This is a genomic window from Pantoea sp. X-Soil-YNGN-785 (assembly GCF_059730585.1).
The window spans coordinates 33,322-47,773 of record NZ_AP035944.1 but is presented as its reverse complement, the minus strand read 5'-3'; the positions used below and the strand labels follow the sequence as shown (position 1 = coordinate 47,773).

The 14,452-nt window shown below is 55.2% G+C and carries 14 protein-coding genes; 10 read left to right on the top strand and 4 right to left on the bottom strand.

The window, feature by feature from the left end; all coding sequences use genetic code 11:
- The first annotated feature begins 22 nt into the window (after positions 1–22).
- From budA to AC6I8E_RS21910, 6 genes are all read left to right on the top strand, one after another.
- Positions 23–805 (top strand): acetolactate decarboxylase, encoded by a 783-nt coding sequence (gene budA / locus AC6I8E_RS21935; RefSeq protein WP_013356611.1) that lies wholly within the window; start codon positions 23–25, stop codon positions 803–805.
- A 14-nt stretch (positions 806–819) separates the two neighbouring features.
- Positions 820–2,499 (top strand): acetolactate synthase AlsS, encoded by a 1,680-nt coding sequence (gene alsS, locus AC6I8E_RS21930; RefSeq protein ID WP_312217332.1) that lies wholly within the window; start codon positions 820–822, stop codon positions 2,497–2,499.
- 21 nt (positions 2,500–2,520) lie between these two features.
- The gene (locus tag AC6I8E_RS21925; RefSeq protein WP_033734994.1) at positions 2,521–3,294 is read left to right on the top strand and encodes a (S)-acetoin forming diacetyl reductase; all 774 of its coding nucleotides are present in this window, start codon (positions 2,521–2,523) and stop codon (positions 3,292–3,294) included.
- A gap of 205 nt (positions 3,295–3,499) precedes the next feature.
- Positions 3,500–4,951, top strand: a complete 1,452-nt coding sequence (locus AC6I8E_RS21920) for a flagellin N-terminal helical domain-containing protein (RefSeq protein WP_497824960.1) — start codon at positions 3,500–3,502, stop codon at positions 4,949–4,951.
- A gap of 338 nt (positions 4,952–5,289) precedes the next feature.
- Positions 5,290–6,603: a CitMHS family transporter gene (locus tag AC6I8E_RS21915; protein WP_033785223.1), complete on the top strand. Its 1,314-nt coding sequence runs from the start codon at positions 5,290–5,292 to the stop codon at positions 6,601–6,603.
- A gap of 163 nt (positions 6,604–6,766) precedes the next feature.
- Positions 6,767–7,606: an MBL fold metallo-hydrolase gene (locus tag AC6I8E_RS21910; RefSeq protein ID WP_497824959.1), complete on the top strand. Its 840-nt coding sequence runs from the start codon at positions 6,767–6,769 to the stop codon at positions 7,604–7,606.
- A 49-nt stretch (positions 7,607–7,655) separates the two neighbouring features.
- Here AC6I8E_RS21910 and AC6I8E_RS21905 read toward each other — a convergent pair whose 3' ends face one another.
- Positions 7,656–7,970 carry a HigA family addiction module antitoxin gene (locus AC6I8E_RS21905; RefSeq protein WP_110332314.1) on the bottom strand — a complete coding sequence of 105 codons (315 nt, stop codon included), beginning with the start codon at positions 7,968–7,970 and terminating at the stop codon, positions 7,656–7,658.
- 178 nt (positions 7,971–8,148) lie between these two features.
- On the opposite strand from AC6I8E_RS21905, the gene yefM reads away from it, so the two are divergent.
- Complete coding sequence (yefM, locus tag AC6I8E_RS21900) at positions 8,149–8,400, top strand: YoeB-YefM toxin-antitoxin system antitoxin YefM (protein ID WP_013356618.1); 252 nt, start codon at positions 8,149–8,151, stop codon at positions 8,398–8,400.
- Between the two features lie 159 nt (positions 8,401–8,559).
- On the opposite strand, the gene AC6I8E_RS21895 is transcribed toward yefM, so the two are convergent.
- Positions 8,560–11,097, bottom strand: coding sequence for an excinuclease ABC subunit UvrA (locus tag AC6I8E_RS21895; protein WP_497824958.1), 2,538 nt, complete (start codon positions 11,095–11,097; stop codon positions 8,560–8,562).
- A gap of 564 nt (positions 11,098–11,661) precedes the next feature.
- On the opposite strand from AC6I8E_RS21895, the gene AC6I8E_RS21890 reads away from it, so the two are divergent.
- A complete protein-coding gene (locus AC6I8E_RS21890) occupies positions 11,662–11,874 on the top strand; it encodes a replication-associated protein RepA4 (protein WP_497824957.1) in 213 nt (70 codons plus the stop codon).
- Between the two features lie 380 nt (positions 11,875–12,254).
- A complete protein-coding gene (locus AC6I8E_RS21885; RefSeq protein WP_497824956.1) occupies positions 12,255–12,944 on the top strand; it encodes a DUF6685 family protein in 690 nt (229 codons plus the stop codon).
- Here AC6I8E_RS21885 and AC6I8E_RS21880 read toward each other — a convergent pair.
- Positions 12,941–13,621 (bottom strand): SOS response-associated peptidase family protein, encoded by a 681-nt coding sequence (locus AC6I8E_RS21880; protein WP_497824955.1) that lies wholly within the window; start codon positions 13,619–13,621, stop codon positions 12,941–12,943. The genes AC6I8E_RS21885 and AC6I8E_RS21880 overlap by 4 nt on opposite strands.
- Positions 13,584–13,760, bottom strand: a complete 177-nt coding sequence (locus AC6I8E_RS21875; RefSeq protein WP_497824954.1) for a hypothetical protein — start codon at positions 13,758–13,760, stop codon at positions 13,584–13,586. Before AC6I8E_RS21875 ends, AC6I8E_RS21880 begins: the two co-directional genes overlap by 38 nt.
- Positions 13,761–14,125: 365 nt before the next feature.
- Between AC6I8E_RS21875 and AC6I8E_RS21870 the strand changes: the two genes are divergently transcribed.
- Positions 14,126–14,257 carry a hypothetical protein gene (locus tag AC6I8E_RS21870; RefSeq protein WP_497824953.1) on the top strand — a complete coding sequence of 44 codons (132 nt, stop codon included), beginning with the start codon at positions 14,126–14,128 and terminating at the stop codon, positions 14,255–14,257.
- Positions 14,258–14,452 lie beyond the last annotated feature (195 nt).

Sequence of the window (14,452 nt, the reverse complement as noted above, 5' to 3'; positions counted from 1 at the left end):
CGGTTAATCGATGAGGCATGAAATGAGCAATTGTGTAACTGATTGTTCCTGTGAGGATCAACTAAAACATACTGTCTTAACGCTTTCCCAGGATGCACCAGAAAGCGTTATCTATCAGACCTCTTTAATGAGTGCGCTGCTGAGCGGCGTCTACGACGGCAACGTGCGCATCGCCGACCTGCTGCGCAAAGGGGATTTCGGCCTGGGCACGTTTAACCGGCTGGATGGCGAGATGATTGCGTTCGACAGCAAGGTCTATCAGTTGCACTCAGATGGCAGCGCGCATCCGGCCGATCCGGCACAGAAAACTCCATTTGCGGTGATGACCTTTTTCAGGCCGCAGCACCTGTTTGAGTTTGACCGGCCCATGTCGCGCGAGGATATCCATCGGGTGATCGACAGCGAAATCACCTCCGATAACCAGTTCTGCGCGCTGCGCATCAGCGGTCGTTTCAGCCGCGTCGACACCCGCACCGTGCCGTGTCAGTGCCGTCCCTACCGCTCCATGCCGGAAGTGCTGGGCGATCAGCCGACCTTTGCCTTCAGCCAGCGCGCGGGCGAGCTGATTGGCTTCCGCACGCCACAGTATATGCAGGGCATTAACGTAGCGGGCTATCACGAACACTTTATTACCGACGACCGCGAAGGCGGCGGCCACATTCTCGATTATGCGCTGGAACAGGGCACCCTGACCTTTGGTGCCATCAGCAAGCTGGTCGTGGATCTGCCGCAGGACAGTGACTTTCTCAATGCCGACCTGAACCCCGCCAATCTTGACGCCGCGATCCGTGCGGTAGAAAGCTAATCAGAGGAATGACGATGAAAACTCCAACCGATACCACACTCTGGACCTGCGGCGCTGACCTGGTGGTCGCACAGCTTGAGGCACAGGGCGTGCAACATGTTTTTGGCATCCCTGGCGCAAAGATCGACAAGGTTTTTGACTCCCTGCTGGATTCCTCAATCCAGACTATCCCTGTTCGTCATGAAGCCAATGCCGCCTTTATGGCCGCCGCAGTGGGCCGGCTGACCGGCAATGCCGGTGTGGCACTGGTCACGTCCGGGCCGGGCTGCTCCAACCTGATCACCGGCATGGCCACCGCTACCAGCGAAGGCGATCCGGTGGTCGCCATCGGCGGCCAGGTGAAACGCTCCGACAGCGCCAAACAGGTTCACCAGAGCATGGATACGGTGTCCATGTTTCGCCCGGTCACCAAATATGCAGTTGAGGTAACCGATCCCTCTGCGCTCTCTGAATGCCTGTCGAATGCGTTTCGTCACGCCGAGCATGGCCGCGGCGGCGGCGCCTTTATCAGCCTGCCGCAGGATATCGTCGACCAGCCGGTCACCGGCAAGGCACTGAGCAGCAAGGGCCGTCCGGTGCTGGGTGCCGCGCCAGACGCGATGATTGACACGGTCAGCCAGGCGATTGCCGGGGCGAAAAATCCGGTCATCCTGCTGGGATTAATGGCGAGCCAGCCGGAAAACAGCGAAGCGATTCACGATCTGCTGAGCCGCAGTCATATTCCGGTCACCAGCACCTATCAGGCGGCGGGCGCGATCAGGCAGGATCACTTCTCACGCTTCGCCGGTCGCGTCGGACTGTTTAACAACCAGGCAGGTGACCGGCTGCTGCAACAGGCTGACCTGATCATCACCATCGGTTACAGTCCGGTAGAATATGAACCGGCGATGTGGAACAGCGGTAACGCCACCCTGATTCACATCGACGTGATTCCGGCAGAGACCGACAACCGCTACCTGCCGGACGCCGAGCTGGTGGGCGATATCGCTGCCACGGTGCGTAAACTGGCAGCACGCATTACCGCGCCGCTACAGCTGACAGCGGAAGCCGCCAGCATTCTTGAAGATCGTCAGCAGCAGCGCAAACTGCTGGCGATGCAGGGTGCCAGTCTCAATCAGTTTGCCCTGCATCCGCTGCGCATCGTGCGCGCTATGCAGGACATCATTAACAGCGACGTCAGCCTCACCGTTGATATGGGCAGCTTCCACATCTGGATCGCCCGTTATCTTTACAGCTTCCGTGCCCGCCAGATCATGATCTCCAACGGTCAGCAGACCATGGGCGTGGCGCTGCCGTGGGCGATTGGTGCCTGGCTGGTCGATCCGCAGCGCAAAGTGGTATCGGTTTCAGGGGATGGTGGCTTCCTGCAGTCCAGCATGGAGCTGGAAACGGCCGTCCGGTTAAAAGCCAATATCCTGCACATCGTCTGGGTCGATAACGCCTACAACATGGTGGCAATGCAGGAAGAGAAAAAGTATCACCGCGTCTCAGGTGTCAATTTTGGCCCGGTCGATTTCAAAGCCTACGCCGAAGCATTTGGCGCCGCGGGCTTTGCGGTGACCAGCGCGGCAGAGCTGGAGCCGACGCTGCGTAAAGCGATGGATGTTCAGGGTCCTGCCGTGGTGGCTGTACCGGTCGATTACGCCGACAACCCGCTGCTGATGGGTCAGCTGCATCTGAGCCAGCTTCTTTAATTTCGCAAAAAGGAAATCAGGATGAAAAACAGAGTGGCATTGGTAACCGGCGCAGGCCAGGGCATTGGTGAAGCGATCGCCCTGCGTCTGGCAAAAGATGGACTGGCAGTGGCCGTCGCCGATTTCAATCAGGAGACCGCCCGCCAGGTCGCGGAGAAGATCAACCAGCAGGGTGGTAAAGCGATTGCCCTGAAAGTCGATGTCTCACAGCGCGATCAGGTGATGGATGCCGTAGAAGAGGCGCGTCGCACGCTGGGCGGTTTTGACGTCATCGTCAACAACGCCGGTATTGCACCCTCCACGCCGATTGCTGAGATCACCGAAGCGGTGGTCGATAAAGTCTATAACGTCAATGTCAAAGGGGTCATCTGGGGCATGCAGGCCGCAATTAAAGCGTTCGCTGCAGAAGGCCACGGCGGCAAGATCATTAACGCCTGTTCGCAGGCGGGTCATGTCGGCAATCCGGAGCTGGCGGTTTACAGCTCGAGTAAGTTTGCCGTGCGCGGTCTGACGCAGACCGCCGCGCGCGATCTGGCACCCGCCGGTATCACGGTCAACGCCTTCTGCCCGGGCATTGTCAGAACCCCGATGTGGGAAGAGATTGACCGGCAGATCTCTGAAGCCGCCGGAAAACCCGCCGGTTACGGCACCGAAGAGTTTGCAAAACGCATTACGCTGGGACGGCTTTCTGAGCCGGAAGATGTAGCTGCCTGCGTCGCTTACCTCGCCAGCCCCGACTCCGATTATATGACCGGCCAGTCGCTGTTAATTGACGGCGGCATGGTATTTAACTGATCTACTCTCGCCTGCTGCGTCTCTGCGCAGCAGGCACCTTTCCTGACCTGGCAAAACCGTTAATTTATTTTATCTGAAAAGCGGTTACCCATCAGCCGGTTGCCCTCCTGACCCCGTCTTTGCTCAGTTTTTGTCGCCGCAGAGATTAAAGCTGCTTATCACCCTGCCGATAAAACAGAGACTCCTCTCCCTGTTCGAAGCGACCATGTTAACGATCAACCATAACGAAACCGCCGCCATTACGAACAAATTGCGGTACGGTACTGACTCCGTTCTGGGACGAACGGTTGAACGGCTATCATCAGGGATGCGGATTAACAGTGCCAAAGACGATGCGGCAGGTCAGGCGATTGCCAACCGTATGACGGCCAATGTCAACGCCGACGCGGTAGTGGCACGCGGCCTTAATGATGCCATCAGCTATTCCCAGACTGCCAGTGGCGGCCTGGGCACCATCGTCGATCTGCTGATCCAGGCGCGTACGCTGTCGGTGCAGACCGCTAACGGCACGCTGTCAGACGCGGATCGGCAGAGCGTCAACGGTGCATATCAGCAGATTCTGGCCGGCATCAACGAAGTCGCGGATCACACCGAGATTTTCGGGCGTTACCCGCTGGCAACGGATAATCCCGATCTGCCGCCTGCGAAACTGGGTAACGTTGACCCTATCAACGTTAAGTTCCCGGTGCCGGGCAAGAGTTACTCGTTTACCTCGGGTGTGATACCGCTGGCCTATATCCCGGCAGGCTCAACATCGATAAGCATTACCATTGACTCACTGGGTCAGGATGACGATCTCCAGTTGTTTACCCGCGACGGTAAACATCTGGCGGGAACACCGCTGGACGGCAGTGCACCTGATTACACCTGGACCAGCAAAGGCATTACGGATGCAGCGACCGCAGATTCGCGCCTGCTGACCAGTAAAAACGGTTTTGCTACTGGCGCAACTTATGACAGCTCTCAGCTGCTGGAAGGCGGCCCGAGCTGGGCGCTGGCGGGCAGTAACAGCAGCAGCTACAACGGGATGACCATCACCTACAGCGGTGACGGCGACCGCTATGAAGATGTCGCCAGCGGCGATTTCAATAACGGCACCAATACCGGCACCCGGCTGGAGCGCATCTCGCTGGACACCGTCAGCGAAGATTTGATTGTGGTGGTGGTGGGCAACGGCTCCTTCACTGGTAGTCTGACCTGGGGAATCCTGCCGGAGCCCAAGGGCGTGCCTGCAACGCCGCCACATGAGAGTCGTCCTCTCGAAGTGATCACCAGCGCCGACTATGGTCAGCCGATACAGTCGGATAGCATCCCCGCTACGCCGTCAGATACTAAAACGCTGGGACTGAACAACACCACCCTGCTGACCAGTGGTGACATCTCCACCACCATGAAGGCGCTGGATAAGGCGCTGGAGAAGATCAGCGGCTATCAGTCGCTCTATGGCGCTAAGATAAATCGTTACGAGTCAAACCGTAATGTGCTGTCACAACAGGGTGTGGATACCTCTACGGCTCGCAGCCGCATTCAGGATGCAGACTATGCTGAAGAAGCGAGTCAGCTGGCGCGCAGCCAGATTATTCAGCAGGGCCAGACTGCCGTCAGCAAAATGGCGAACAAAACATCTGAAATGATCATCCAGCTATTAGGCAGCTAATACCTTATCCGGCTGAGCATCCTGACTCAGCCGTTTATCCTGTTTCTTCACCATCTGAACCGCCTGATTCCGCACCCTGCTGGCCCGACATTCGCGATTACACCTCGTCACCCTTTGATCCCAGTCACACAAACTCGTTTAAGATTCGTTTAAAGATGATCGCGATCACCCTTCCTTGTTAAAGAAATGCTAAATCCTGACAACTATTTACTATCATCCTGCAGTGCAGGGTTAAATAAAACAACAGGTTAATTGTTACCACGCTAACTAATTACCTGAATTTTCCTGGCTTCATGTAACTTTTTCATTACTTTTACGCCAATGTGAGGGCTGCTATTTTGCTGACGATACTGGGTTTTTCCATGGTTGTTTGCTTCATGTATCTGATCATGACCAAACGCATGTCAGCCTTAATTGCGCTGATCCTGATACCAACCATATTTGCGCTGATTGGCGGATTTTATGCCGGACTGGGTGCCATGATGCTGGATGGCGTCAAAAAGCTGGCTCCGACCGGTGTGATGCTGACCTTCTCCATTCTCTATTTTGGTCTGATGATCGATGCCGGCCTGTTTGATCCGCTGGTACGCTTTATTCTCCGGCTGGTGCGTGGCGATCCCCTGAAAGTACTGGTCGGCACCGCGGTGCTGACACTGCTGGTTTCGCTGGATGGTGACAGCTCCACCACTTACATGATCGCTATCGCAGCGTTCCTGCCGCTCTACCATCGGCTGGGCATGAACGTGCTGATGATGACCTGTCTGGTCAACCTCGCCAGCGGCATCATGAACCTTTCACCCTGGGGTGGCCCGACGGCACGTGCCGCTGCGGCACTGCGCATTGATGCGCTCGACATCTTTATTCCGATGCTGCCCGCGATGCTGCTCGCCTGCGTCAGCCTGGTCGCGATGGCGGTGCTGTTTGGCCTGCGTGAGCGTAAACGGTTAGGCGTGATGACCATGAAAGATCACCATCTCGACAACATCGAGCTGGGTCTGGGCGATGCCGAAGAGTGCGCTGCCAACCGCCGTCCGAAGATGTTCTGGCCTAACTTTATCCTGACCACCGTGCTGCTGGTGCTGCTGGTAATTGGTTTAATGCCGATTCAGATCCTGTTTATGCTGGCGTTTGCCATTGCGGTGATGCTCAACTATCCCACGCTGGAAGAGCAGAAAGCGCGTATCAGCTCGCATGCCGGTAACGTGCTGGCGGTGACCGCGCTGATTTTTGCCGCCGGTATCTTCACCGGTATTCTCTCCGGCACCGGCATGGTGGATGCCATGGCGAAGAGTCTGCTGGCCGTAATCCCAACCAGCTTCGGACCTTACCTGGCGGTGTTTACCGCGCTGGTCAGCCTGCCGTTCACCTTCTTTATGTCGAATGATGCGTTTTACTTCGGCATCCTGCCGGTTATCGCGCAGACGGCGGCCAGCTACGGCATTACCGCCGAAGAGATTGCCCGTGCTTCCATTGTCGGTCAGCCGTTCCACCTGCTGAGCCCGCTGGTGCCGTCGGTCTACCTGCTGGTGGGCCTGGCGAAAGTCGATATCGGCGACCACCAGCGCTTTGCCATCAAGTGGGGGATTCTGGTCAGCCTGGTATTGATGGCGGGCGGTCTGCTGACCGGTGCTTTCCCGCTGTTCCACAGTTAATTCTCTGCTTTATCGCGGATAACCGGCTTTTTTTGCCCGGTTATCCGCTTCACCGCTCCGCCTGTTGTTGCAACCCTCACTACACTCTATAGCCAGGCTGATGTGCTGCGCGCCGGACAGGCCGTAGTCTCAGAGATTTTGCCGATGACCCTATGGAGGCCCGATGAAAATTCACCACCTTAACTGTGGCTGTATGTGCCCGCTGGGCGGCGCGTTCTATGATGGATTCAGTAAAGGCCTGAAGGCGCACCTGGTCTGTCACTGCCTGCTGATTGAGACAGACCGCGACGGGCTGGTGCTGGTCGATACCGGCTTTGGGCGGCAGGATATCCATACGCCCGGCAGTCGCCTCTCGGGCTTTTTCCGCGCCTTAAACAATATTCAGCGGCGTGACGATCTCACCGCCTTGTCACAGGTGAAGGCGCTGGGCTTTCAGGCTGACGATGTGCGCCATATTATTCTGACCCATCTCGATTTTGATCATGCTGGCGGACTGACCGATTTTCCGCAGGCGCGCATCCATCTGTTGCAGCAGGAGGTCGATACCGCCCACCAGCGTCATAGCTGGCTGTCGCGTGAGCGCTATCGTCCCGGACAATGGGGCGGGATCGGCAACTGGGAAACCTATCAGCTGCAGGGGGAAACGTGGTTTGGTTTTGAGGCGGTTAATCGCCTGCGGGATTTACCGCCGGAGATTCTGCTGGTGCCGCTGGCGGGCCATACGCCAGGTCACGCGGGCATTGCGATTCAGCAGCCCGATGGCTGGCTGCTGCACGGCGGCGACGCCTGGTTCTACCGCGGCGAAATGCGGCAGCCGACGCGCCACTGCACGCCGGGACTGCGCTTTTACCAGTGGATGATGGGCATGGATAACGAGGCCAGACGGCACAACCAGCAGCGACTGCGTGAGCTTTCCTGCCAGCGCGGCGGCGAAATCACCTTTTTCTGCAGTCACGATGCGCGCGAGCTGGATGCGTTGCAGGTAAATGCGCCGCTGCGCTGATGGGATAAACTCCGTAATGGTGATGAGGACAGCCACCTAAGAGCGAGGATTAAGCCGTCCCATCGCGCCTCAGGGACGTCACGAGCCCCGGATGCAGAGGCACGCCGGAAACGTCTGTCGTTTCTCGTGCCTTGTGCAGATAGCATGCAGCCTGCATGGATAACCAGAGCCGCGCCGCAATACCCAGGCCTGCTTCCAGACATACAGCCATTTCCGGGCTGACGGAAGCTTTTCCGCCTGCCACTTTGCTCAGCGATGCCGCCGAAACGCCCAGCTGTTTAGCCAGACTGCGCAGACTGATGTCATTATCTTCCAGATATTCCGCTATCAGGCTGCCTGGGTGTGGCGGTTTAAACATTACCATCAATGATAATCCCCGAGGTTGAGAATGAATGCGTAGACGTTCGTGAATCCGAATGTGATGCGCCAGTTTGCTCTGACCGGAACTGCATAGACGTTCTTCCTTTCCCCGTGCCTGGGTGAAAGCGAAAGCCCGGCTTTTCATTGTACAATGGTTTGTTTTATTCACTGCGGAGGTCTTTATGAAAGCCATCATTTTCGGCGAAGCCCGACGGAATCTTTCTGCCACGATGATTCAGACGGCAGAAGATAAAGCGCCAGTAATGATCATTCGCCGGAACGGTGAGTCCTGCGTGCTGATGTCGACTGAAGAATATAACTCACTGGAAGAGACGGACTGGCTACTGCGATCGCCCAGGAATGCCCGCAGATTGATGGATGCTATCGAAAGCCTGCGAAGCGGTGACGGGACTGACAGGAATGTGATTGCGTAAAACTGTCCAGGTCCGCAGAAGCCCGGCGGGTCTGTGCCGTCAGTGGGGATGCTCTGTCAATCGCCTTAAGCCGCTATCATTATTGACGGGCTCAGGAGTTTACCCCTGAGCCCTTATCGTGCGCCTGTTTCAGCGGCGGCTTCATCTACCGCAATCCTGTTACGCCGGATCGCCCGCCCTCTTTTTAAGCTGTGCGGAAAGCCATGGCGCAGTCAGACTCTCTGCGGATGTGCTGACCGCTTCCGGCGTACCGGACGAAACAATCCTTCCGCCCTTCAGCCCCGAACCGGGCCCCAGATCAATCACCCAGTCCGCCTCTGCCACAATGCGCATTGTGTGTTCCGCCAGCACGACGGTGTGACCGCGCGTCACCAGTTCATTCAGCACAATCAGCAGTTTGTCCATGTCGGATGGGTGCAACCCGGTTGACGGTTCATCAAGCAGATAGAGCGTGGCTGTGCGCTGGACGCGTTGCAGCTCCCAGGCGAGCTTGATGCGCTGACACTCACCGCCAGAGAGCTCCGTGGCGGGCTGACCCAGCGTCAGGTATCCCAGCCCCAGAGATCGCAGTGCCGACAGTGAACGCTGGATCCCGTCGTACCCGTCAAACACCCTGGTGGCATCATCTACGGTAAGATCAAGCACATCCGCTATGGTCAGGTCGTTCCACTTCACCTCCAGCGTTTCGGGGTTGTAACGGCTTCCCGCACAGACCGAGCAGGTTGCGGTGGCGCTGGGCATAAAGAGCAGCTCAATCGAAATCTGGCCCTGTCCCTCGCACGCAGGACAGCGCCCCGCAGGCAGATTGAAGGAAAACCGGCTGGCGCTGAAACCTCGGGCTTTGGCCTTGGGGGTCTCTGCAAACAGCCGGCGGACGATATCGAAAAAGCCGGTATAGGTGGCCAGATTGGAGCGTGGCGTCCGCCCGATAGGACGCTGATCGATTCTGACCAGACGGCCAATGGCGTCATTTCCGCTGACAACCTGACCCTTAACGTCCGGCACCAGGTCCTCTTCCTCACCCTCTTCACTGTCAGATGTTTTGTCAAAACGTCCGAGCATTTCCGGAAGTACGCGATTCAGCAGCGTCGATTTGCCGGAGCCGGAAACACCGGTAACCGCCGTCATTCTCGCCAGCGGGATGGCGATATCCACGCCGGTAATATTGTTGCAATGGACCTGCTCAAGCCTGAGCCAGCTCTCCGCGGGCTGGCGCTGGCGCAGCCCGGTATAGCTGCGGGAGAAGAGATAGCCTGATGTCGGTGAGGCACTGACGTCTTTAAGGCCTGCCGGTTCACCGTTATAGACGATCTCACCGCCATGCGTTCCCGGGCCGGGACCGACTTCGATGAGCCAGTCAGCCTCGGCGATGAGGTCGAGGTTATGTTCGACGACCACCAGCGAGTTACCTGCACGCACAAGATTCCTGAGGGATGCGAGCAGCGCTTTGACATCCTCAGGATGCAGACCAGCTGAAGGCTCATCCAGCACGTAAAGCACGCCAAACAGCCGCGATATCAGCTGGGTAGCCAGACGTACGCGCTGCAACTCGCCGGAGGAGAGCAGCGTGGTGCGGCGTCCCGGTGCCAGATGCCCAAGTCCCAGCGTCTCAAGCTGTTCAAGCCGCATGCAGATATCTGACGCCATCCGGATGACGGCTTCCCGCAGCGCCGCCTCGGCAGGCAGATCTGATGATGAACCGTCTGCATAAGGCCTCAGCCGTTCAGCAAGTTCAGAAACCGACAGCTCACTCAGACTGGCAATGTCATAACCGGCAAAGGTCACGGACAGTGCGTTCCGGTTTAACCTTTTGCCATGACACACTGAACAGGGCGTGACCGTGACAAAGCGCGCCAGCCGTTTTTTCGTCGTCTCGCTGCCACCGGAATAGCTCTGCAATACGATTTTTGCTGCGCTGGTGTAGGTGCCGGTATAAGCGGGCTCTTCGCCAGCCGCCAGGGCTTTTTCACGCTGTTCAGCGTTCAGACCCATAAAAATCGGCACTGATGGCTGCTCGTCAGTCAGCAGTATCCACTGCTGGTCGCGGGCTGAAAGCGTATCCCAGGGGGCATCGACATCGTAGCCGAGCGTCTCAAGGATGCTGCGCAGATTTTTGTTATGCCAGCCCCGCGGCCATGAAGCTATGGCGCCCTGCCGGATGCTCAGTGACCTGTCCGGCACCATCGCCTCGGTTCTGACGGTATGGACCCGTCCCAGCCCCTGGCAATGCGGACAGGCACCTTCAGGATTGTTAGGCGAGAAATAATCGGCGGTCATAAACGGCACACCGTCAGGCCTTGTGCCCGCACGGGAAAACAGCAGGCGCAGCGTGACGGAAATTCGGGTCAGGCTGCCTACCGTTGAACGCTCCTGCGCGCCAGCCCGGCTCTGCTGAAGCGCCACCGCAGGCGGCAGTCCGTCAATGTTATCCACATCCGGCGCAGCGGCCTGATCGATCAGGCGACGGGCATGGGGTGAAACCGACTCAATAAACCGGCGCTGGGCTTCTGCATAAAGCGTATCAAAGGCGAGTGAGGATTTCCCGGACCCTGAAACCCCGGTGAACACCACCATGGCATTACGGGGAAACCGCAGCGATACATCTTTGAGATTATGTGTTCTTGCACCCTGCACCGAGACATAAGGATCGATGTGCTCATCAGCGCGATAAGTTTGGGCGTTATCTTGTTCTGTCATGATGTCCCTGTTTGATGATGCACGGCAGATTAACGATCAACTGCCGTTAATGACTGAAAATTGCAGAGGCTGACCCGGCTTTCGGGCTATCCGGCCCATTACGGGACAGAAACACCAGCAAGGGTAGTCAGGGATTTTGGTCTGCACAACGCGTAGGAGCGCCTCGCGTCATAATTAATTTGAACATAAGAAAACCGGGATGGGTCCCACAATTAGAGCACATTTGACTAACAACGAAATCGTGCCTGAGAATTCCCTTACCAACCAAATAAATTTCTGTATTAAAAAGAACCTTTACCTTTCGACATAATTAAAATGCCAGAATAACTTTTAATACTCACTCAAAAGATGCATTACAACTACTAACCTAAGCGCTAAATAAAATCATTGCAATATTATAAAAACGTTCGAAAAACTATAAATGCCAGTTTTTTTGACATGATAATAAATTAAAAATCGTCAATACATAAAGATAACACTGACGAGTAGGAATATTATATTAATTAAAATGAAAAAAATCGTAATGCAAAAATTATAAATCTTTATAGTAAGTGTTAAACATGATTGAAAAGCGCCGCCGCCCCGGCCGGAGGCCGGGATGGAGTCGTTTTTAGTATGGATGTTGTAATTAGACAAAGAGTTGCTGAAAGTAGTGTTGCTGTTAGCCAGGAGAACACGCACGTAAGCGGCCCTGAAGGCCCGCTAACACGGAGATACGCCCCGACTGCGGCTACGCCTTGTCGTGACCACTCCGACAGCGCAAAATGGCTTATATAAAGCTGAAAGCGGGTTTGGCTTAGCAGAGCGAAGGTATGGTTAGGCAGAACCTATCACAGCGGAACCGGCTTCGCCGGGCTATCGGCGCCATGTAGCCACTTCGCCCTGGCTGATATCAGCTGGCGCCTTCATGCGCTGTCGCGCATCTAAAATCTTTAGGAGATGAGAAACTGGAACGAAATAACATCACGGGAATCAGTTCTACCCGCACAGCGCTAGAATGCGACATCAGGAGCGAAAAACTTGTTCCGCAGCCATTAGTGCCCGTCCCACGTTCAGCCAGTCTGACGTCAGTGGTCAGATGGGATGAATGGCCTGATATCAGCAACTTGAGTAAAACTGGCTGCATTGAATATTTCCGTTATCAGTCTTACGGAAGTATGGAAAAAGTCCGGCTGGCTGTTGCGGAGGTCAGCGGCCTTGTTCAGGAAGAAACGCTCGGAAATCACGGGTGCAATCTCACCGACGTGATCGGAATGAGTTCATCAAGTAACAACGTTTCCTCCGCAAAAGACATGGAGGATTTTGCTCAGATGTTCTGTCCTGATTACATCAAGCCGCTTACTGAATCCAGAATGCAAGAAATGATAACGTATCACTCAGTTAAACTTGATGATATGACATTCAGCGCTTTTTCCTGGACTGGCAGAGGCCTTTACTGGAACAACGATAATGGCTCACATCATTTGTCCGCAGCACGTCACATCGCACTGCAGCTCGGAATTAACTGGCCACTTAAGGGCAGGCTGTCGAGGTACACCCTCAGTAAGCCCGGAGTAACATTACTCAGAAGTCGCTGGCACCTCGTGCTGATACCTTTTTCTGCCGCTTATTCCACATTCATGGATGCAATGGAACGGGACAAATGTCCGTTCGGACTGTCAGAAATGCCGGATAACCTTCACTATCGCCAGGGCGGAGACAAAGGACTGTACGTGGTATGGTTAGACCGGCATGACCCTAAGGCTGAACGGGCTGCGACTGTTCTTTTAAAGGCTGGATTTCCGGATTTAGGCCGCGTTCTGGAAGGGACAATGAACGACTGTATAGAAGAAAACCATTTCGACTAAATATCACTGTCCACTTCAGCCTCAACCAGTTCTTTTCCCTGGTTATGTATATTGCCTACTTTTTTGCTGACGGGATGCCAGGTAAATGCTTTTTCCGGAACGGCTGCGTCATGAGCAATTTCTTCTGCACGCGCTGGAGACGTTTCATTGCTGAGCCATTCACGAACGGCATCAGGCGTAATCACCAGCGGCCGCCTGTCATGTATGTCGACCATGCCCTGATTACTGGCTGAGGTGACAATCACGAACCCCTCTTTGCCGTGATCCTGACCGTACGGCTGCCTGCCGATGGCGGCGAAGAAAAGCGGCTCCTTTTTTTTGTGAAAGATGAAGAATGGCTGCTTCTCACCACCTTCTTTCTGCCATTCGAACCAGCCGTCAGCAGGCACGATAGCGCGGCCATGATTCCAGAGAGGCTTAAACATGCGGCCGCTCGCAGCCGTCTCACCGCGCGCGTTGATAAGTGGCTGCTTATCCCACCATTCCGGTCCGTAGCCCCAGTACACCGGATCGAGGCGCAGCGAATCTTCCTGCTCGTTTAGCAGTAATACTTTAGTGCCTGGTGCTACGTTAAAGCGCCCGAGAGGTTCCGGATCGAACGTGATTTCGTCCGGTGCCAGGCCGAGTGCATCAAAATAATCATCGCGGCTGCTGTACTGCGCAAATCTTCCACACATAGTTACCTCCTGCTGTTGATGTAAGGATATCGCCATTCTTCTCCAGTATGCTGCCCCAGATTTTTTCCATCTCTTTTTTCAGCGCCAGCGTGACAACTTCGAACTCTTCAGTATGCTCGTCATAATAATTAATATTCATCGTCTCTCCATTCTGTCTGCAAAATATAAACCTTCTAAATGTATTATAAAATTGTTCATATCTGAACATTTTTACCGTATATTTTTGTAATCCGTACGGTATTTGTGGCGTCTCCGGAAACGGGTAGAAGACGAGGAAGATATGAAAAATTCACTGATGACCGGTATCCTGCTGGTTATAGCACAGGGCGCTCTCGCGCAGAATGACAACCAAGATAAGCCGCGTAAACCCTGTCGGAGAGCTCCGGGTTGACCGGCTTTGACCTTATTCTCTGGCGCAGAGGGCTGAACTGGAACCAGGAGCGCGCAGCTTCTGAGCTCGGCATCAGCCGGACCAGTCTGGTCAAATATGAGGACGGCGCAGCGGTGCCCCGCACTGTCCAGCTCGCCACTGTTGCCCTGACCCTGAAAGCCGAATGGCCTGCCATGAAAAATATGAACAAAGACAGATTGCTGCAACTGCTGAAGCATGAGGTGATGAGGGTGCAGGATGAGTGATCCGCTGCACGGTGTAGGCTATCTGATTGCCGCCGTTGCTAAATTATCTACCGAAATTAATCATTTATTGCATTAATCCTCCCCCCATAATTTAAGCAGGATATGCTTTTGCTACGCTTTTAATCACAAGCGACTGGCTTAATCAGAAACTGGTTTATAGGCACGTAGCCTAAATGAAGTGCTGGGCTTTGATGA

Excerpts from the sequence above, each read along its gene's own strand:
- budA (WP_013356611.1), top strand. The coding sequence starts at position 23 with ATGAGCAATTGTGTAACTGATTGTTCCTGTGAGGATCAACTAAAACAT.
- alsS (WP_312217332.1), top strand. The coding sequence starts at position 820 with ATGAAAACTCCAACCGATACCACACTCTGGACCTGCGGCGCTGACCTG.
- AC6I8E_RS21925 (WP_033734994.1), top strand. The coding sequence starts at position 2,521 with ATGAAAAACAGAGTGGCATTGGTAACCGGCGCAGGCCAGGGCATTGGT.
- AC6I8E_RS21920 (WP_497824960.1), top strand. The coding sequence starts at position 3,500 with ATGTTAACGATCAACCATAACGAAACCGCCGCCATTACGAACAAATTG.
- AC6I8E_RS21910 (WP_497824959.1), top strand. The coding sequence starts at position 6,767 with ATGAAAATTCACCACCTTAACTGTGGCTGTATGTGCCCGCTGGGCGGC.
- AC6I8E_RS21905 (WP_110332314.1), bottom strand. The coding sequence starts at position 7,970 with ATGGTAATGTTTAAACCGCCACACCCAGGCAGCCTGATAGCGGAATAT.
- yefM (WP_013356618.1), top strand. The coding sequence starts at position 8,149 with ATGAAAGCCATCATTTTCGGCGAAGCCCGACGGAATCTTTCTGCCACG.
- AC6I8E_RS21895 (WP_497824958.1), bottom strand. The coding sequence starts at position 11,097 with ATGACAGAACAAGATAACGCCCAAACTTATCGCGCTGATGAGCACATC.
- AC6I8E_RS21885 (WP_497824956.1), top strand. The coding sequence starts at position 12,255 with ATGGAAAAAGTCCGGCTGGCTGTTGCGGAGGTCAGCGGCCTTGTTCAG.
- AC6I8E_RS21880 (WP_497824955.1), bottom strand. The coding sequence starts at position 13,621 with ATGTGTGGAAGATTTGCGCAGTACAGCAGCCGCGATGATTATTTTGAT.
- AC6I8E_RS21875 (WP_497824954.1), bottom strand. The coding sequence starts at position 13,760 with ATGAATATTAATTATTATGACGAGCATACTGAAGAGTTCGAAGTTGTC.